This window comes from Rheinheimera faecalis, from assembly GCF_021290965.1.
Classification (GTDB): domain Bacteria; phylum Pseudomonadota; class Gammaproteobacteria; order Enterobacterales; family Alteromonadaceae; genus Pararheinheimera; species Pararheinheimera faecalis.
The window spans coordinates 362,796-382,410 of sequence record NZ_JAJOYT010000002.1; the positions used below are offsets into that span (position 1 = coordinate 362,796).

Consider the following 19,615-nt stretch of genomic DNA (forward strand, 5'->3'; position numbering starts at 1 on the left):
AGAGCTTTGGCTCTGACCCACAGATCGTTCTTCTGAGAGTTAAACTTCGATATTATCAATCAGGCGGGTAGTGCCCAGATAAGCAGCTGCCAGTATCACTAAAGCTGCAGTGGAGTCAGACGCTGGCACTAAGGTTTGGCGATTGGATATATTGACGTAATCTGCTTTAAAACCTGCAGCATTCAGCTGATCTTTAGCTTGTTGCTCTAAAGCCCGTAAATCGCTGACGCCTTGATCTAACTGTTGTTTCATCCACTGTAAAGTGCGGTATAAAGCCGGCGCTGTGGTACGTTGTTCCGCTGTCAAATAACCATTGCGTGAACTTAAAGCCAAACCATCTTCAGCCCGGATTGTTGGCACTCCAATGATTTCAATCGGCATGGACAAGTCAGCCACCATCTGGCGGATAATAGCCAGTTGTTGATAGTCTTTCTGACCAAAGCAGGCGATATCAGGCTGAACCAGATTAAAGAGTTTAGTGACTATGGTCGATACACCACGAAAATGCCCGGCACGGCTGGCGCCGCAGTGATAATCACCTAACAGCGGCACTTCGACAAAAGTTTGTACATCCAGGCCACGAGGGTAAATTAGTTGTGGTGTTGGAGTGAATACCGCATCAGCGCCATGTTCGCTCAGTCCTTTACAGTCCTGCTCTAAAGTGCGTGGGTATTTGTCTAAGTCTTCATTGGCACCAAACTGCATTGGATTGACAAAAATACTGACAATAACCCGATCTGCTCTTTGTTTGGCTGTGTCGACTAACTGTAAATGGCCCTGATGTAAATTGCCCATGGTTGGCACAAATGCAACACGTTCACCTGCGCTGCGCCATTGACGTATTAACGCACGTAACTGGGCAATATCCTGAATCATTAACATAGGGATTGAACCTTAAAAGCTATGTTCTGGACCAGGGAACTGGCCTTGTTTAACGTCCTGAATGTATTTACCGATGGCTTGTTTAATTTCACCGGTTTCCTGCAGGAAGTTCTTGGAGAATTTTGGAATATAACCCGAGCTGATACCCAATAAATCATGCATCACTAAAATCTGACCATCGGTTTCTTTGCCTGCACCTATACCTATCACCGGAATAACCAGCGCTTTGGAAATACGTTCAGCCAAAGCAGATGGAATGCACTCAACAACCAAAAGCTGTGCACCGGCATCCTGCAATGCTATTGCCTGCTGCACCATTAAGTCAGCAGCTTGCTCATCGCGGCCCTGAACTTTAAAGCCACCAAACACATGCACAGACTGAGGGGTTAAACCTAAATGACCACAAACCGGAATACCACGTTCGGTTAAGGCTTTAATGGTGGGTAATAAGAAATCGCCCCCTTCGAGCTTCACCATATTGGCACCCGCCTGCATCAGCGGCGTAGCGTTTTGCATCGCTTGTTCTACTGTGGCGTAACTCATAAAAGGCATATCGGCAATAACAAAAGCCAAAGGCGCACCAGCACGAACGCAGCGGGTGTGGTAAGCAATTTCGGCCGTGGTGACAGGCAGCGTGTCGCTGTGGCCCTGTAACACCATACCCAAAGAGTCGCCAATCAGAATGACTTCAACACCGGCATCGGCAAACAATTTAGCGAAACTGGCATCGTAGGCCGTTAAGGCGGTAATTTTTTCGCCTTTTTGTTTCATATTCAGCAATTGAGCAGTGGTTATTTTTGCCATTTTTCTCTCATCCGACCACAAGGGAATAATTCGGGGCGCACCTTGGCATAAAAAAACGCCAACGGCAAGTTATCCATCTTCTATATAACCAAGTAACTTGGAGTTACAGGGCGGCGACAAGCCAGTGAGACCCCAGGAGCATAGTCAACCTATGTGACTGGGGCGAGACGGCGCAGTCAACAAAGCTGCAGCTTCAAGTACGACGGTTATAGACGACTCAAGCCGTTTAAAGGCACAGTTGTCAGTAACTCACTCAGCTTAGTGCCATCAGGTAATACAAGGTTTAAGTCTAGTTCTGCCAGCGGGTAAAGCACAAACTCTCGTACTTTCATGCCGTAATGCGGCACAGTCAAAGGTTCTGTCTGAATGACTTCATCACCAAACAGCAGAATATCTAAATCCAGGGTACGGGGGCCCCAGCGTTCATCTTTACGCTGCCGGCCTTGTTCAAGCTCGATTTGTTGCAGTTCCGTCAGCAAATCGTCCGCAGATAAACGGGTCGTAAGAGCTGCGACGGCGTTGACGTAATCCGGTTGGTCTTGTGGCCCCATAGGTTTGGAGCCATAGAAAGACGAGACCTGTACAAGTTCAGTGTCTTTGATACTCTGCAAAGCCACAACAGCACGTTCTAACTGTTGCACAGGCTGGGCTAAATTAGCGCCCAACCCTATGTATACAAGCGTATTAGCCATTGGCTGGGCCAGAGGGACGACGTTTGGTTGGCGGGCGACGACGGCGTGGACGGCGTTCAATGCCTTCTTTACCGAGGTTTTGTACTAAAATTTCACGGCCCGCTTCGTCATCGGACTGGAAACGTTGCCACCAGTTGGCCAGCTCCAGTAATTCGCCACCTTCGGCCTGAGCGCGCAATTGCAGGAAATCGTAAGCCCCACGGAATTTCACCTGTTCCATCAACTTAAAGGCGCGACGGCCAGCACGCTTGCTTAAGCGGCTTTGCAGGAACCAGATGTCTTTAATGGTCAGGCTAAAACGTTTTGGAATAGCGATAGAACGTTGCACTTCGTCTAACACTTCCATCATGGCAATGTTCAGCGCGTCCACTTCGTTTAAACCACTTTCAACCAGCAGTTTTTCCGCACGTTGTTCGACCGGATACCATAACAAAGCAGCAAAGGTAAAAGCCGGAGTCACAGGTTTATCAATGGCAACCCGCTGATCCGTATCCTGCATGGCTTTGGTGATCATGTTAAATACTTTGCCGCTACTATCCTGTTTTAATACTTTGGCCAGCTGAGGCAATAGCTGCTTAATAATGCCCAGATCATTGAGCATTACAAAGTTATCAAAGGCTTTGCCTGCCATAAATAACTTGAGGAATTCTTCAAATAAACGTGCGGCCGGAATGTTTTTCAAAAGCACTGCCAGCTCTTTAATCGGCTCTTTGCTTTCTGGTGCTATGTCCATATTCAGCTTGGTAGCAAAACGCACAGCACGCAGCATCCGCACTGGATCTTCACGGTAACGGGTTTCAGGATCGCCAATCAGCTCAATTTTACGCGCCGCTATGGCTTCAATACCGTTGGCAAAGTCGTAAATGGCGAAATCGGCCACTGAGTAGTACAAGGCGTTGATGCTAAAGTCGCGACGTTCAGCGTCTTCTTCAATAGTGCCGTAGACGTTGTCACGTAAAATCTGGCCTGCATCACTTTGGCTGGCTTTAGGGCTGGTTTCATCATCACCTGTATGGTGACCACGAAAGGTAGCGACTTCAATCACTTCACGGCCAAACACCACATGAGCCAAACGGAAACGGCGGCCAATCAGGCGGCTGTTTTTGAACACCTGACGCACTTGTTCCGGGTGCGCATTGGTCACCACATCAAAATCTTTTGGTTTTAAGCCAAGCAAAATGTCGCGGATACAACCACCGACCAGATAAGCTTCATAGCCCGCATCTTTTAAGCGGTATAACACCTTTAATGCATTAGGGCTGATGTCTTTGCGCGACACAGAATGGGCATCACGGGAGATTTTTTTCAGCTCTGGCAGAATGGACTGACGGCTTTTTTTGGGTTGAGCAACGCTCTCAACGCTTTTGCTGCCAAGGGTGCGGCGGCAAAAATCCAGGACTCGCGAAATAATGGCAGTACTCCTTGTGAGCTTAGCTAAATGAACTCGATGAAAAAAGCGGCTAATGATACCGCAGCGGCTGGAAAAATAGAACGTGCGGCCTTGTGCTTTATAAAAAATCTGCGGCTTTTTGTTCGTTTTGTGTCGGTATTTGTCTGATCTGCCACTCTGTACTGGCCCAGGCCAACAATTCTTTGGCATTTGCTCCTGTCAATTCTGGCGGTGGCGGGTGACCCAAAAAACGTAAAACTGCAGTTAAGGTCTCGCTGACAGGCCAGAATTCCACTGCCGGAGCGTGGTTTTGTTTACTGAGTTTAAAGCCAGGTTCAGTCACTGCCAGAGGCAAATGCAGGTAATCAGGTGGAGCTGCGCCAAGCAACTGAAACAGAGCTTGTTGTCTGGTGGTTAGATCTATTAAATCTGCACCACGTACGACTTCGGTAATGCCCTGATCCAGATCGTCGACTACCACCACCAACTGATAGGCAAATAAACCATCGCGACGTTTTAAAATATAATCTTCAGCAGCAAGAGCTACAGGAATATGCACTGCACCCACAAGCTGATCGGTAAACACTGTTGCTGTGGCCGGTGCTTTTAAGCGCCAGGCCAATGAGCCTTCAGTCAGCTGTTTATCGCGGCAAAAACCGTCATAACCGTGCGGCAGGCTTTGAATGCGGGATCTGTTGCAGTTGCAGGCATAGGTCAGTTGCTGCTGTTTTAACAGATCCAACACCTGTTGGTAACGCTCTAATCTGTGACTTTGCACCCAAACATCGCCATCCCATAACAATTGATAACGCTCTAAGGTACGTAAAATACCGTCAGCTGCACCAGCTTGCATACGGGGACTGTCGATGTCTTCCATCCGCACCAGCCATTGGCCTTGTTGGGATTTGGCTTGCAGATAGCTGCCCACAGCAGCAATGAGGGATCCAAAATGCAAAGGGCCGGATGGCGATGGCGCAAACCGGCCCCTGTAAGCAGGAGGGACAACAGGCATCATTAACCGCCCAGTTGTTTTTCCTTGATTTCAGCTAGCGTTTTACAGTCGATACACATATCGGCCGTAGGACGGGCTTCTAAACGTTTGATACCAATTTCGATACCACAGGTGTCGCAGTAACCAAAGTCTTCGTCTTCGATTTTTTGCAGAGTTTTTTCAATCTTTTTCAGTAATTTACGTTCGCGATCCCGAGCACGTAATTCCAGACTGAACTCTTCTTCCTGAGCAGCACGATCCACTGGATCCGGGAAGTTTGCTGCTTCATCGGCCATATGGTTTTTGGTGCGATCCACTTCTTCACGTAACTGTTGACGCCATGCGTCCAGAATGCGGCGGAAATGGTCCAGCTGTTTTGGGTTCATGTATTCTTCGCCCTGCGCAGCCTGATAAGGCTCTACGCCGGCAAGGGCTAACAGACCCAAGGTTTTTACGGTTTTGCCTTCTGGCATGATCATCTCCTGTAAAACAGTGCCAAGCAAAAAGTTGGCGGCTAGTGATAGCAGAAAAATATGACAGCTGCAATCACTATTAAAAAAGCCGCCGAAGTATACAGAGCAGAACTGCCTGCGTCACCTTTTTTCCTGTAGTCCACAAATTTGGTTGGTTTAAAAAAACAACACTCTAAACTGCAAAAAGCCAGCTTGGGAAGCATAGTTCTTGACTGTATCTGTTAACTTATTAAAAACAGAAGATATTTATCGCATTACTTTGTTAAAGTAATGCTCTTTTCGTGACGGAAAGGTGCTGATATGGCCATCGAATGGATTATTGCGTATTTGCTGCTGGGTGCAGCTGTAGGTTTTTTTGCCGGATTATTAGGCGTTGGCGGCGGAGGTATTATGGTGCCTGTGCTGACTGCTTTATTTTTAGCACAACAATTTCCGGCTGAATTATCTGTGCATATGGCGTTGGCCACTTCAATGGCGGCTATTATTGTCACGTCTTTTTCCAGTATGCGCAGTCACAAGCAGCATGGCGCCATTTTGTGGCCTGTGGTCTGGAAGTTAACACCGGCCATATTAATAGGCACTGTAGCTGCTGCTTATCTGGCGGCTGCTTTATCTTCTTTAGCTTTGGCGATATTTTTCTGCTGCTTTATGAGTTATGTCGCAGTGCAAATGTTGCTGAATATAAAACCTAAAGCCAGCCGACAACTGCCTGGGGCTGTTGGTTTAAGTGGTGTTGGGCTGGTGATAGGTGCCGTATCCGCCTTAGTCGCTATAGGTGGTGGTTCGCTAACCGTGCCTTTTTTAACCTGGTGTAACGTCAAAATTCAGCAGGCTATAGGCACCTCTGCCGCAGTCGGCTTACCTATTGCAATCAGCGGTACCTTAGGCTATTTCCTCGCCGGGGCTTCGACAGATGCGGTATTGCCAGAGTACAGTCTGGGTTATGTGTATTTACCCGCTATGCTGCTGATAGCTCTTGTCAGTTATTTTACTGCACCTCTTGGTGCTGCGTTAGCACACCGTTTACCTGTGGCCACCCTAAAGAAAGTATTCGCCGCATTGCTTATCGCATTAAGCGCGAAAATGTTACACAGCGTCTTAACCTCTTAAATCGCTGTGATACACTCGACTACATACTTTATCCACGCATTAAGAGATAAAACCTATGTCTGACCTGATTCAAATTCGTTTAAGCAGTGCTGCTGCAGAAACCAAATGGGGCAAAAATGTAGTGCTGACACCAGATGCTGCTGGCTACCAGTTGCATGTCAAAGCTGCAGATTTACGTGCGGTGCAAAAAGCCGGTCGCCAGCTGGATGCCTTAGGTATTCAACAGTTTCAACTGGCAGGCGACGGTTGGACAGTCGACAGTCAATGGGCTTTGTATCAGGGCTTTTGTACTGCTAAAAAACTAGGTGCTATCGGTTGGACAGGTACTGATGCTGAACAACAGCAATTACAACAGTTACACCAAACTTTTAGCTGGGCTAAAGCCATTATCAACCAAACCCCTGAAGATTTAGCCCCTGTCACTTTGGCTGAACAGGCAGCTGCTTTTATTCAGGCTGTAGCACCGGCAGGCACTGTATCCACTGAAATTATTGCAGGTTCTGCATTGTTGGAACAGGGCTGGATTGGCATTCATGCTGTAGGCCGAGGCAGTGAGCGTGACCCTGCGATGTTAGTACTGGATTACAACCCAACGGGCAAAGCGGATGCGCCAGTGTTTGCCGCTTTAGTGGGCAAAGGCATTACTTTTGATAGTGGTGGTTATTCGATTAAAGCCAGCGAAGGCATGGTCACGATGAAGTGCGATATGGGTGGTGCAGCCACTGTTACCGCCGCTTTAGCTTTGGCAATTTTGCAGGGCTTAAACAAAAGAGTGCAGCTGATTTTATGCTGTGCCGAAAACCTGATCTCAGGTGGTGCCTTTAAACTGGGTGATATTCTGACCTATAAAAATGGCGTCACTGTCGAAATCGTCAATACCGATGCTGAAGGCCGTTTAGTACTGGCTGATGGTCTGCAAAAAGCTGCAGAAGCTAAGCCAGAACTCATTATTGATGCCGCGACTTTAACAGGCGCTGCGATGAATGCTTTAGGTTCTGAATACAATGCAGTTTTTGCTTTGGATAAGGCCTTAGCACAACGTGTGTTAGGTTATGCCGAACAAGTGCAGGAAGGTGCCTGGCAATTACCGCTGGAAAAATGGCATCAGGGTCAGTGCCCTTCACCTTATGCTGATACAGCCAATAGCCGTCCTGTCAAAGGTGGTGGTACAGGTGGCGCCAGTAATGCGGCAGGTTTTTTAAGCCGTTTTGTGCCTAATGATGGCAAAGGTTGGGTCCATTTAGATTTAGCTGCAGCTTTCCATAATTCAGCCAATGGCTTTTGGGCTGCCGGTGCAACAGGTATGGGTATTCGTTTAGTGGCTCAAACTCTGACTCAGGAATAATCTTAGGCTAATTGCTGTTTAAGGCAGCAGTTAGTGGCATAAAGTTTGTTTCTGGCTTCGGTTCAACCGAAAAAGCAGCTAAGATAAGGCTGCTTTTTGTTTTTTGCGAGACCTGATTTGTTACCTGTTGCAGAGATTTGCCCAAGGCTGGTTCAGAGCCTGAAACAGCACAACAAAGTGATTTTATCTGCACCGCCCGGTGCTGGTAAATCAACCTACCTGCCGCTGTTTTTACTCAACCATGCCGATTTTTCCGGAAAAACTATCCTGTTGTTAGAACCGAGGCGATTGGCCGCAAAAAGTATTGCCAGTTATCTGGCCAGTCAGTTGAACGAAGCTGTAGGGCAGCAGGTGGGGTATCAAATCCGCCATGAAAAAAGTCACAGCAAAAACACTCGTTTGTTGATAGTCACCGAAGGGGTATTGATCCGGAAAATTCAGCAGGATCCTGAGCTTACAGGCATAGACCTGATTATCTTTGATGAATTCCATGAACGCTCCCTGCAGGCAGATTTGGCATTGGCTTTGGCATTAGAAGTTCAGCAACTGAACAGTGATTTGCAATTGCTGATTATGTCGGCCACTTTGGAACAGCAAAAACTAGCGTTAGCTTTGGACGCGCCTGTGCTTAGCAGCGAAGGCCGAAGTTATCCTGTGGATATTCTTTATCAAGCGCCTACAGCCGAACCTGTCTGGTTACAAAGTGCCAGATTAAGCCTGCAAGCCAGCCTTAAACATCAGGGCAGTATCCTTACTTTTTTACCAGGCCAACGTGAGATTAATCAGGCTAAAGACTGGCTAGTGGAGCAAAACAGAGACAGCCAGTTGGATATTTATGCATTATCTGGCGCTTTAACTTTGGCTGAGCAGCAACAGGCTATAGCACCGAGCCCCCAAGGGCGGCGCAAACTGGTGCTGACCACCAATATTGCTGAAACCAGTTTAACCATCGAAGGTATTGAAGTCGTAGTCGATTCCGGCTTCTGTCGTCAGGCTGTGTATCATCCCAAGCATGGGTTAACGCGGCTCGATACTGTTGCCATCAGTCAGGCCGCCGCTATTCAAAGAGCAGGGCGGGCGGGGCGTTTATCGGCCGGTATTTGTTATCGCCTTGATAGTGCTGAGCTGTGGCAACGTCGTAGTGCTTTTACCCCGGCATCGATACTGCAATCCGATTTAACCTCGTTGTTGTTGGAAATTTCAGCCTGGGGTTGCTCGCCAGAGCAATTATTCTGGTTGGATCAACCACCACAAGCCAACCTGAAATCGGCGGCCTGGGTGTTGTTGCAACTTAAAGCTATGAATGACAAAGGACAGATCACTGACTTTGGTCGGCAGTTGTTAGCCACTGGTACTGAGCCACGACTGGCCGCTTTAGTGCTGCATGGCAAACAACTGGAACATCTAGGTGAGCAAGGCGCGGCCTGGTTGGCTGTGGTGTTGGCCACTCTGCTGGAAAACCCAAACCGCAGCCGTGAGCAGGATATTGATCAGTTGCTGCAACAGCCTTTGTATGGCGCTTTATTACAGCAGGCAAAGCAACTGGCACAGCAGAATCAGATTAAAGTCAGCACTTATTTGCAGCAGCACTTAACCGCAGCCTTATTAAGCCGGGCTTTTCCGGACCGCATTGCGATTTTACGTGGCAAAGGTTATCTGCTGACGAACAATGCTGGTGCTTTGTTATTTCCGGACAGCCCTTTATCTGGCGCCGAAGTGCTGGTGATCTGTGATTTGTATTTTGGTCATAGCACGCAAATTAGCCTGGCGGCACGCTGGACCATGGCTGAACTGATGCAGGAATGGCAGGCTGATTTACAGAAGCAGCCTTATTTTGGTTTTGATGCGCAGCAGGGCCGTTTTATTGCGGAGCAGCGCTTAATGCTTGGCAGTTGTGTGCTTGAGCGTAAACCTCTGAATACTAAACTGACGGAAACAGAGCAGCAGCAAGCCTGGCTTGATTGGTTAAAACAACAGGGTTTACAGGCTTTGCCATGGACTGAACAGGCATTGCAACTGCGGCACAGGCTGCAATTGATGCAGCGTTATATGCCAGAACATCATTTGCCAAAAGCCGATGATGAAGGCTTGTGGGCAGATGCACAAAACTGGTTAGCCCCTGCTTTAGGCAGGTTTACAAAACTGAATGATTTGAATAAGTTAGACCTTTACACTTTATTGTGGCAACGTCTGACATACAAAGAGCAGCAGCTGATCAATAGCTGTGTGCCAGACAGTTGGCGTTCAGCTGTAGGATCTATGATCCCTGTTCACTACAGCGATGAAGGAGAAGCCATTTTGTCTGTTCGAATTCAGGAAATGTTTGGTCAGCTCGATACTCCAGCTGTGGCAAACGGGCGTTTAGCCATGAAAATTCATTTATTGTCGCCAGCGCGCCGCCCTTTACAGGTGACTCAGGATTTGGCCAGTTTCTGGGCCAATAGTTACACTGAAGTGAAAAAGGAAATGAAAGGCCGTTATCCAAAACATTATTGGCCCGAAAATCCTGCAGAGGCCATGCCGACTAATAAAACTAAAAAAGCTATGCAAAAATGACACAAAAACAAAGCCGTACTCCAAGAAAAAAACCAGCAGCCAAAAATGCCAAACGCCCGCAGTTTGCCCGACAAATGCTGTGGCTTGCACTGAAAATTGGGCTGGTGCTGCTGTTGACCTTATTTATTTATCTGATTTATCTGGACAGCAAAATTACGACCTTGTTTTCCAGTCATAAATGGCAATTTCCAGCTCAGGTTTATGCTCGTAGCCTCGAGTTAATTCCGGGCAAAAGCCTGACGCAAAAGCAGTTAGTCAGTGAACTGAATTTGTTGCAGTACAGGGCGGTCAATAAAATCAATGGCCCTGGTCAGTACAGCCAGAGTGGCGATAAAGTGACGGTGTTTCGCCGCGCTTTTCAGTTTGCCGATGGCTACGATCAGGAAGAAGCTTTTACTGTGTCTTTTGCAGGTCAAAGGGTGCACAACATTTATGACCATCAACTGAAAAAGTCGGTGCAAAAAGCCAGAATTGAACCACAACTGGTGCAGCATCTGGTGTCCTCAGAACAAGAAGACAGAGAAATGGTGACTCTGGCAGATATGCCGGATCATATTAAAGAAGCCTTACTGACCATAGAAGACCGTGACTTCTACCAGCACCATGGGGTGTCGGTCTGGTCTGTGGTTCGTGCTTTTTGGGCCAATCTGATGGCTGGACGCACTGTACAAGGCGGCTCAACCTTAACCCAGCAGTTGGCAAAAAACATGTACCTGACGGCGGATAAAACCATTATCCGTAAGGTGAATGAAGCACTGATCGCTCTAATTCTGGATTATCGTTACAGCAAGGATCAAATCCTTGAAGCCTATCTGAACGAAATTTTTATCGGCCAGTTCCATAATAATGCAGTACATGGTTTTGCTTTAGGCAGTAAGTTTTATTTTGGTAAACCTTTGGACGAGTTACTGCCAGAGGAATATGCGTTGTTGGTGGCTATAGTCAAAGGGCCTTCTTATTACGATCCACGGCGTTTTGGCGCACGAGCTAAAGATCGCCGTGATCTGGTGCTGAAAATGCTGCATAACGAGCAGTTATTGTCTGACGCCGACTATCAACGAGCGGTAAGCAAGCCATTAGCCGTGATCCCCATGGGCCATCATTTGAAAGGCCGTTCCCCTTCTTATCTGGACGCGGTAAAACGTGAGCTGAAAGAGTTAGTGACTGATACAGCTACTATTGAAGAGGGTATGAAAATTTTCACCTACATGGACCCTCAGGCGCAACTTGCTGCCGAACATAGCGTAAAACAACGCCTGTCCGAACTGGATAGTAAATTGGAAGCTGCTATGGTGGTAACCGATTATCAGGCAGGATCATACAAAGCTATAGTGGGTGGCAAAGCGGTACATTTTGCGGGTTATAACAGAGCCTTGGATGCCCGTCGTCAGATAGGCAGCATAGTAAAGCCAGTGCTTTATCTGCAGGCGCTGAGTAGGCCAAATCAGTTTAGTCTGGCGACTATGCTCGATGACAGTCCTATTCACCTGAAAGGCAATCAGGGGGGCTGGAGTCCGCAAAACTTTGATAAAAAATTCCGTGGGCAGGTGACCCTGATCCAGGCCTTATCTGAATCATTAAACGTTCCTACAGTGCGCTTAGGGTTAAAACTGGGTTTACCAGCATTGCAGGATGGTTTTAAACGACTGGGGCTTGAGCGTGAAGTGAAGCTGCAGCCATCAGCCTTTTTAGGTGCGGTAGAGCTGACACCAGCTGAAGTGGCGCAGCTGTATCAGGTGATTGCCAACAAAGGTCGTTACATAAAACTGGCTAGTATAGAGTCTATAACCAAGACTGACGGTACTATGCTGTATCAGCGTAGAAACATTGTGCAACAAAGAGTTACAGAAGATGCGGATTACCTGCTGCAATATGCCATGCAACAAAGCACTCGCAGCGGTACTTCAAAAACACTGGCGAATCAGTTTGCCGGCATAAGGTTTGCCGGAAAAACCGGAACATCCAGTGATCACAAAGACAGCTGGTTTACCGGCTTTGAGCATGAGTCTTCGGTTACGGTCTGGTTAGGCAGAGATGACAATAAACCCATAGGTTTAACGGGAGGCTCTGGTGCTTTAACTTTATTTAGCCAGTATTTCAGGATGGTTCCTCCGAACTCTTTGTTCAGAGCTATACCGCCTGATGTCACTTTAGGGCGTTTTTCCGCTATAACAGGCCGTGCTGTGGCCGATGATTGTGACGGAACGCTATTGTTGCCTAAAGTTGTTAGTGCGACCTTACTTACGGATTGCGAATAAACGGGAATTATTGACTTATGTCGTTCAGGCCAGAGAAGCAATTAAAAGTTGATGAGTGGTGGTATCTGCCACAGCTGGATAAGCTGGCAAAGCTCAACAGCAGAATGGAAGTCAGCGAGTTGGCTGATCTCGATCATTTGTGCCAAAGCGTACTCAATTTTTTCTTGTTAAATCCTGGCCGTTTAATCAGCAAAGAAGAGCTGCTTAAAGAAGTCTGGCAAATGACATCTGTCACTGATGGCCGTGTTGCGCGGGTGATCAGTATTTTGCGTGATGTGCTGGGTGATGACGTGAAGTCCCCACGTTATATCGAAACTATTCCAAAACGGGGTTACCGTTTTATTGCCAAAGTAATTGAGCAGGAACAACTGATTGCTCAGGCTTCCAATTCTCAGGATGAGCCTGCAAGTGCAGCGGAACGAAAGATCAATCGTATTTGGTGGGCAGGTTTAACAATAGCGACCCTGTTATTGGCTTTGTTAGCCAGCTGGTTATTTTGGCCTGCCAACTCAGTGGTCGAAGAGCAGGCTCCTTTTGTAAACTGGAGCCCGGTGTCGTCGTTAGATGGCTTTGAGTATTATCCGGCCATTTCCTACGATAAAAACTTTTTAGTCTACAGCTACCAAAAAAGTAAAAATCATTCCAACGTTTTAATGTTGCAGAACTTGCAGACCCATCAGACATTGCAGCTCACTGATAGCAATGCAGATGATTTTGGTGCCAGTTTTCGGCCTGATGGTAAAGCTATTGCCTATCAGCGTCTTAAGTATCGGGAATCCTGCGAAATTCGTTTATTAACTTTTACCGGCGAGCCAGGTCATTCTGCTACAGAAGATAAACTACTGACCTCTTGTGGTGGGGGAAGTACATCCACCCGCATATCCTGGGCTCCTGACGGTAAGTCTTTGTTATTTAGCAGTGACGAAAATAACGAACAACGTATGGCAATTTTTTCACTGGATATTGCGTCAGGTAATAAAACTCAGCTGGTGTTGCCAAGTAATTCTGGTATGGGAGATTTTACCGCTCGTTATTCCCATTCGGGCGATAAAATTGCTTTTTTAAGAGATGTTGCCAGCAACTCGGTACAAATTTGGCTGATGGATTTAAACAGCAGAGAAACTTCATTGTTACTGCATATTAAGCATAGTTATCCTGGCGATATAGCCTGGAGCCACGATGATGAGCATATTTATTATCCTGCCCGTAAGTGGAATATTGAAAGTGTTAACGTTAAATCTGGGGTACTTAAGACTGTTGCGCTGACCAATAACCAAGCTTATGAAGTTGCGCTGGGAGGGATCAATGAATTTTATGGCGTGATAGGCCGATATGGAAATTATTATATTAAGAAATTTAATAACCCTATCACTAACTTAAAGTCGTCTGAAGAAATTGTATTTAAATCCAATCGCAGCGAACGTTTGGTTGAAGCAAATCCTACTTTAGATGGGCCAATAGCCGCAGTTTCTATGCGTACAGGTCTGCCTCAGGTCTGGTTGTTTTATCCGAATGGTAAGCAAGAGATGATTAGCCAGTTTGAGAGCTCTGTGGTGATTTCCGATATGGAGTTTTCCGGAGATGGCAAACAGCTGTTGGTTTTGATTGATCAGGAAGTTTGGTTATTTGATTTAACAGGGCAGGCTAAAAGAATAAGTGCAAAAGGCGAAGTGGTGAAAAACCTTAGCTGGGGCCAGCAAACTAATAGTATTTTTTATACGATCAATAATAAAGGCAACTGGAAAGTAATGTCTTATCAGCTAGGTTCAGAAGCTTTGCCTGCTGTTTATTTAGATGGGATCGATTTATTTGTCCAGAGCAAAGGCAGTAACCACCAGCTAAAACGAAATGCGTTAACTGGCAAATACAGTATTTTAACTGAGCAGGGAGAAGAGCCTTTGAGTGAGGAGGTTCAGCGGTTAATCTTTGCCGAGTCTTCCACTTTTTTATTAAGGGAAAATGGCATTTATTTTTCTGCGACTAATGATCAGCTGCAAAGTCAGTTATTTTTTTACTCTTATCAGGATAAACGTCTGACACCATTGGCTTTGGTATCTGATTTACACTCATCCCGTTTTTCTCTCAGTCATGATGGCCAGTATATTTATATGGTGATAGGTGAAACTCAGGATTTAGATATAGCTAAATTAGAGCTAAAAACCATAAATTAATCATTAATTTATAATAATTTCATCAGTTTATGATTTTTTTTGTATCCGATACTGTTGTGGTCGAACTTAACCACTCTTATTGGAACTTACATTATGAAACTGATTAAATTTATTGCTGCTGCCGCCTTAGTTGCTTCAACTTCTTTAGTTTCAGGCGGTAACGCCGCCCCCGCTGGTGTGGCCCCACAAATTGCTGCGTGCTACAACTGGCCATACTGCCGTGACGTAGAAATTGCTGATCAGACTACTGAGCTGGAACAATATATTGCAGCATGCTACAACTGGCCATACTGCCGCGATGTAGAAGTCGCTGAGCAGACTCTGGATGTGAAACCACAGATGCAAATAGAAACAGTTAGTAAAGCAGTTTAACTCCTCCTCTCTACTTTTCGTCTGAATTGGTTATAATCCGCCTACCTGTTTATGTAGGCGGACCCTTATGCAACATACGGCAGACTACCTGACCTTTGGTCAATGGCGGTATCTGCGTACCATTGGACAACTACAGCCTCTGTCAGCTACAGCTGATCCGGAGGTACTGACGTTGGAACCACGGCTGCATAAGTTATTAAACTTCTTTCTGGATCATAAAGATTTAGTGGTGAGCCGCGAGCAGATATTATCTGGAGTCTGGGGTGAGGGCTTAGGTTCTGATGAGTCTTTAACCCGGGCCATAGCCGCCCTGCGACGTGCTTTACAAGACAGCAGGGTGGAACCTACCTACATTGCCACTTTGTCCAAAAAGGGATACTGCTGGCTGGCTCCTGTTGCTGAAGTTGATTTACCTCCTTTGACTGAAGAGTCTGAGTCGCAGGATTCTGCTGCACCTCTTGATCTAATCAGTACTCAAAAAGCTATAGAAAGCTGGCATAGCGGCAAAAAAAGTAAACTAAAACGTATTCGGTATATCTGGTTTAGTACACTGGTGCTGTTAGTTTGTAGTCTGAGTTTCGCTTTACTGGTCAGCAAGATGAATGAAAAGGCCACTTTACCCCGATACTTGCAAGTGACACCTGTCAGCGCTTTGGATGGTAAAGAGCAGACTCCGCTATTATCCGGTGATCAGTCTTTATTATTGTTTCAACACCAGCTACCAAATAAATCCGATTGGCGCTGGGTGATACAGCATTTACCTTCTATGCAGTCTTTGCATGATGATCAGGCTTACCAGCAGCTTTCGCAGCCGCATTGGTACAATTCTGAACAGGTTATCTTTCGTGCGCAACAACAGCAGGACTGTGTGTTTTGGCGCAAAAGGATAAAACCTGATTTTTCAGCTGCAACACCGCTGTTTTCCTGCCACCAATTTATTGCTGCAGGACAAGCGATCACTGCGGATGGTTTGTACTGGCTGGATTTAGACCCTGCCACAGGTCAAACCCAGCTCTGGTTGTGGCAACAGGATAACTCTCAACGTTTATTAATGCAGTTTCCTGTGCAGTGGCGTGGCATCAGCCATTTAATTGTCAAAGATAAAAAGGCTTATGCAATAGCGCAGAAAGGCTTTAGTTATTCTTCCTTAATAGAGCTGGATCTGACCGATCTGGACTGGCGTGTGATAGCAGACTTTGATTTTTCTGCCAACCAGCTGGCTTGGTGGGGAGAACATGACTTGTTGGTGAATAAATCAGAGCAGCAATTGCAGGTACTCTCCTTGCGTACAGGAAACAGCAGGGTTTTTGGTGAAATGACTTTTAACCTGGCCGATAGCTCGGTATGGCAACAATCATTATTAGCTGTTTACCCTGCGCAAGCTGTAACCGATTTACGACAATTGCAATGGCAGGAACATGACAATCGGATCCTCACTTTGCCTTTTGTCGAAAGCAACAGATCCGAGTTTTTGTTACTGGCGCAGAACGACCAGTATTATTTCGTATCAGACCGGTCAGGCTTGCCACAACTCTGGCGTTCACATGGGCAGAACACCCAACAAATCAGTCAGTTTAAGACACAGTTAGCGATCCGGCAGTTGCTCTGGTTTCACGGTAAATTGCTGGTGCTGATTGACAGGCAGTTGTATGAGTTTTCGGAAGAGGATGCACAGTTACGGCCCTTCACAGAAAAGCTGGCAGGCAGTGAACGCTTTGTGGTCTGTGATGATAAGTTGTACTGGACCTCCTATGACCAAAAAGGCTGGGTTTTAAATCGTTTTGAGCAAGGGAAAATTAAACAACTGCTGAAGGATGTGGTCAATGCGGAATGTGGGCCAGGACAAAGCCTGGTTTTACAACAGCAGGATTCGCATTATGTCAAACAATGGCAGCAAGGGCAGGCTATGACTTTGCCAGTGCAGATTAACTGGCGTAATACGGCAGCAGATGCCTGGGCAAGCACAGAAACTGGCTTGTACTGGTTATCTGGCGGCGGAACTCAGTTAAATTATTACGACTGGCAAAATCAACAACAGCAGCAGTGGCCTCTATCTCAGGCTGCGCTGTCTTTGATTTCAGGCCATGGGACTCTATTTGTACAACAATTCAGAGCTCAGGATACAGACATTGTCTGGTTGCATCCTGAGCCAGCTGAGTAAGATTTAAGCTTTGAGTTGAATAAAAGCCTTTTTGGCTGCGGCTATGGTGTAAGCCAAATCGTCATCGCTATGAGCTATAGACAAGAAACCCGCTTCATAGGCTGAAGGTGCCAGATAAACCCCTTGATCCAACATCAGATGGAAGAAACGTTTAAAGGCGGCGATATCGCACTGAGTTGCTTGCTGGTAGTTAGTGATGTTTGCTTCGTTGCTGAAAAACACACCAAACATACCGCCCACCTGAGTGGTTGCCAGTGGAATACCCACTTCCTTAGCCGCTGCCGCTAAACCTTCAATCAGCTGCGTGGTTTTGGCCGTTAATACATCATAAACACCAGGCTTACGGATTTCCGTCAAAGCCGCTAAACCTGCAGCCATAGCGATGGGGTTACCAGATAAAGTACCAGCCTGATAGACACCACCTAAAGGCGCTATATGCTGCATAATATCGCGACGGCCACCAAAAGCACCGACTGGCATACCGCCACCAATAATTTTGCCTAAAGTAGTCAGGTCTGGTTTGATGTTGTAATAGGCCTGAGCGCCACCTAAAGCAACACGGAAACCCGTCATCACTTCATCAAAAATCAGCACCGCACCGTATTCGTCACAAAGCGCACGTAAACCTTCTAAAAAGCCTGGTGCTGGTGGAATGCAGTTCATATTGCCTGCAACCGGCTCGACAATAATACAGGCCAGATCAGCACCTTGTTCGGCAAAAATCCCTTTGACCTGCTCCAGATTGTTAAATTCCGCTGTGAGCGTGTATTTAGCAAAATCAGCGGGCACACCAGGAGAATTCGGCACACCTAAAGTTAAAGCACCTGAGCCAGCTTTGACCAGCAAAGAGTCGGCGTGACCGTGGTAACAACCTTCAAATTTTAGAATGCTGTTACGACCGGTAAAACCCCGGGCTAAACGAATCGCACTCATGGTCGCTTCTGTGCCTGAGCTAACCATACGAACCATTTCCATGCTTGGCACTAATTCACAAATGGTTTCTGCCATGGTGATTTCAGCAGGGCAAGGCGCACCAAAACTTAAACCTTTTTCAGCGGCTTTAATCACAGCCTCACGGATTGAAGGATGGTTATGCCCTAGCAGCATTGGGCCCCAGGATCCGATGTAGTCGATGTATTTTTTGCCATCGACATCATATAAATAGGCGCCATTAGCGCTGTCGATAAATACCGGTGTACCACCTACGCTTTTAAAAGCACGGACAGGGGAATTAACGCCACCGGGAATGGTTTTTTGTGCTTGCTGAAATAACTGTTCTGACTTGGACATAGAAGATCCTTAAAACTAAACCTTTAAAAGAAGGCCGGGCACAAAGCCCGACTTAAAGATAATTTTGTTGTAGCTTACTTATTGCTGTACCAGGGCACTTCACGTTCGTATTTACTGACCAACTGATCCACACCTAAGGTTAAAGCAAACAACGCCATACGCACTAAAACACCATTGTCAGCCTGACGGAAAATAGCCAGGTTGGGGTTCAGGTTTAAGTCGTTATCCAGCTCATTGGCTTCGATACGGGAATCCCGTGGCAGCGGATGCATAATGACGGTATTGGATTTACAGTGTTTAGTGTAAATGTCCTGATTTAAGCGGAATTTACCGCGGTATTTATTGGCTTCTTCTTGTGACGGAAAACGCTCTTCCTGGATACGGGTTTGATAGACAATATCAGCATTTAAGTTGCCTGCCAGTTGATCCGTTACTGTCACTCTGTGGCCTGCATTTTCAATCAGCGAGACGATATCATCCGGCATCGCCAGTTCATTTGGCGCTATCAGTGTGAACTGAATGTTTTTATACAAAGCCAATAATTTAGATAACGAATGCACGGTACGGCCGAACTTTAAATCACCAATCATGGCGATATGCATACCGTCTATAGGTTGCTGCGAAGCGGCTAGCTCTTTTTCTATGGTGAACAAATCCAGCAAAGCCTGAGTTGGATGTTCGTTGGCACCATCACCGCCATTTAATACAGGAACGCGGCTGCCTTCAGCAAACTCAGCCACAGAACCTGCCTGAGGGTGGCGCATTGCAATGACATCACTGTAACTGCTGATCACCCTGGCTGTATCAAACAAGGATTCGCCTTTGGATAACGCTGAGGATTGCATACCTGTAGTTTCGCGAACTTCACCACCCAGTAAATTAAAAGCACAGCCAAAGCTGACGCGGGTTCTGGTGCTGGGTTCAAAAAACAGATTACCTAAAATAGCACCTTCAAGCACAGTAGTGCGCTTCTGTCGCTTGGCATAAGGTTCCATGCTGCGGGCAATATCAAAAACCTGCTGAATTTTGTCGCGGTCAAACTGTTTGACGGAGAGGATGTGTTCGCCTTTAAAGCTCATACTGGGTGCTCATCTGCTAGAGGTTGCGGGGGCGCCGAAAC

At 46.6% G+C, this 19,615-nt stretch carries 15 protein-coding genes; 7 read left to right on the forward strand and 8 right to left on the reverse strand.

What is annotated here, in order from left to right; translation table 11 throughout:
* Window positions 1–39: 39 nt before the first annotated feature.
* From panC to dksA, 6 genes are all read right to left on the reverse strand, one after another.
* The gene (panC, locus tag LSG34_RS05255) at window positions 40–882 is read right to left on the reverse strand and encodes a pantoate--beta-alanine ligase (protein ID WP_233007770.1); all 843 of its coding nucleotides are present in this window, start codon (window positions 880–882) and stop codon (window positions 40–42) included.
* Window positions 883–894: 12 nt separating this feature from the next.
* Complete coding sequence (gene panB, locus LSG34_RS05260; protein WP_233007772.1) at window positions 895–1,686, reverse strand: 3-methyl-2-oxobutanoate hydroxymethyltransferase; 792 nt, start codon at window positions 1,684–1,686, stop codon at window positions 895–897.
* A gap of 206 nt (window positions 1,687–1,892) precedes the next feature.
* The gene (gene folK / locus LSG34_RS05265) at window positions 1,893–2,378 is read right to left on the reverse strand and encodes a 2-amino-4-hydroxy-6-hydroxymethyldihydropteridine diphosphokinase (RefSeq protein WP_233007774.1); all 486 of its coding nucleotides are present in this window, start codon (window positions 2,376–2,378) and stop codon (window positions 1,893–1,895) included.
* The gene (pcnB, locus tag LSG34_RS05270; protein WP_408636158.1) at window positions 2,371–3,846 is read right to left on the reverse strand and encodes a polynucleotide adenylyltransferase PcnB; all 1,476 of its coding nucleotides are present in this window, start codon (window positions 3,844–3,846) and stop codon (window positions 2,371–2,373) included. Before pcnB ends, folK begins: the two co-directional genes overlap by 8 nt.
* 40 nt (window positions 3,847–3,886) lie before the next feature.
* On the reverse strand, window positions 3,887–4,783 hold the full coding sequence (gluQRS, locus tag LSG34_RS05275) for a tRNA glutamyl-Q(34) synthetase GluQRS (RefSeq protein ID WP_233007778.1): 897 nt from the start codon (window positions 4,781–4,783) through the stop codon (window positions 3,887–3,889).
* Window positions 4,783–5,232, reverse strand: coding sequence for an RNA polymerase-binding protein DksA (dksA, locus tag LSG34_RS05280; protein ID WP_008897238.1), 450 nt, complete (start codon window positions 5,230–5,232; stop codon window positions 4,783–4,785). Before dksA ends, gluQRS begins: the two co-directional genes overlap by 1 nt.
* 300 nt (window positions 5,233–5,532) lie before the next feature.
* On the opposite strand from dksA, the gene LSG34_RS05285 reads away from it, so the two are divergent.
* From LSG34_RS05285 to LSG34_RS05315, 7 genes are all read left to right on the forward strand, one after another.
* Window positions 5,533–6,342 (forward strand): sulfite exporter TauE/SafE family protein, encoded by an 810-nt coding sequence (locus LSG34_RS05285; RefSeq protein ID WP_233007787.1) that lies wholly within the window; start codon window positions 5,533–5,535, stop codon window positions 6,340–6,342.
* A 55-nt stretch (window positions 6,343–6,397) separates the two neighbouring features.
* Entirely contained in the window at window positions 6,398–7,687 is a 1,290-nt protein-coding gene (gene pepB / locus LSG34_RS05290) for an aminopeptidase PepB (protein WP_233007789.1), read from the forward strand.
* A gap of 96 nt (window positions 7,688–7,783) precedes the next feature.
* A complete protein-coding gene (hrpB, locus tag LSG34_RS05295) occupies window positions 7,784–10,243 on the forward strand; it encodes an ATP-dependent helicase HrpB (RefSeq protein WP_233007792.1) in 2,460 nt (819 codons plus the stop codon).
* Window positions 10,240–12,501 carry a penicillin-binding protein 1B gene (mrcB, locus tag LSG34_RS05300; protein WP_233007793.1) on the forward strand — a complete coding sequence of 754 codons (2,262 nt, stop codon included), beginning with the start codon at window positions 10,240–10,242 and terminating at the stop codon, window positions 12,499–12,501. Before hrpB ends, mrcB begins: the two co-directional genes overlap by 4 nt.
* A gap of 17 nt (window positions 12,502–12,518) precedes the next feature.
* Window positions 12,519–14,672 carry a winged helix-turn-helix domain-containing protein gene (locus LSG34_RS05305; protein ID WP_233007794.1) on the forward strand — a complete coding sequence of 718 codons (2,154 nt, stop codon included), beginning with the start codon at window positions 12,519–12,521 and terminating at the stop codon, window positions 14,670–14,672.
* Between the two features lie 93 nt (window positions 14,673–14,765).
* Window positions 14,766–15,044, forward strand: coding sequence for a hypothetical protein (locus LSG34_RS05310; protein WP_233007795.1), 279 nt, complete (start codon window positions 14,766–14,768; stop codon window positions 15,042–15,044).
* A 67-nt stretch (window positions 15,045–15,111) separates the two neighbouring features.
* Window positions 15,112–17,205: a winged helix-turn-helix domain-containing protein gene (locus tag LSG34_RS05315; protein WP_233007796.1), complete on the forward strand. Its 2,094-nt coding sequence runs from the start codon at window positions 15,112–15,114 to the stop codon at window positions 17,203–17,205.
* A 3-nt stretch (window positions 17,206–17,208) separates the two neighbouring features.
* Here the strand turns inward: LSG34_RS05315 and hemL are convergent, their stop codons facing one another.
* Together hemL and LSG34_RS05325 are read right to left on the reverse strand one after the other, a co-directional pair.
* A complete protein-coding gene (hemL, locus tag LSG34_RS05320; RefSeq protein WP_233007797.1) occupies window positions 17,209–18,495 on the reverse strand; it encodes a glutamate-1-semialdehyde 2,1-aminomutase in 1,287 nt (428 codons plus the stop codon).
* 74 nt (window positions 18,496–18,569) lie between these two features.
* Entirely contained in the window at window positions 18,570–19,574 is a 1,005-nt protein-coding gene (locus LSG34_RS05325) for an aspartate carbamoyltransferase (protein WP_233007798.1), read from the reverse strand.
* Window positions 19,575–19,615 lie beyond the last annotated feature (41 nt).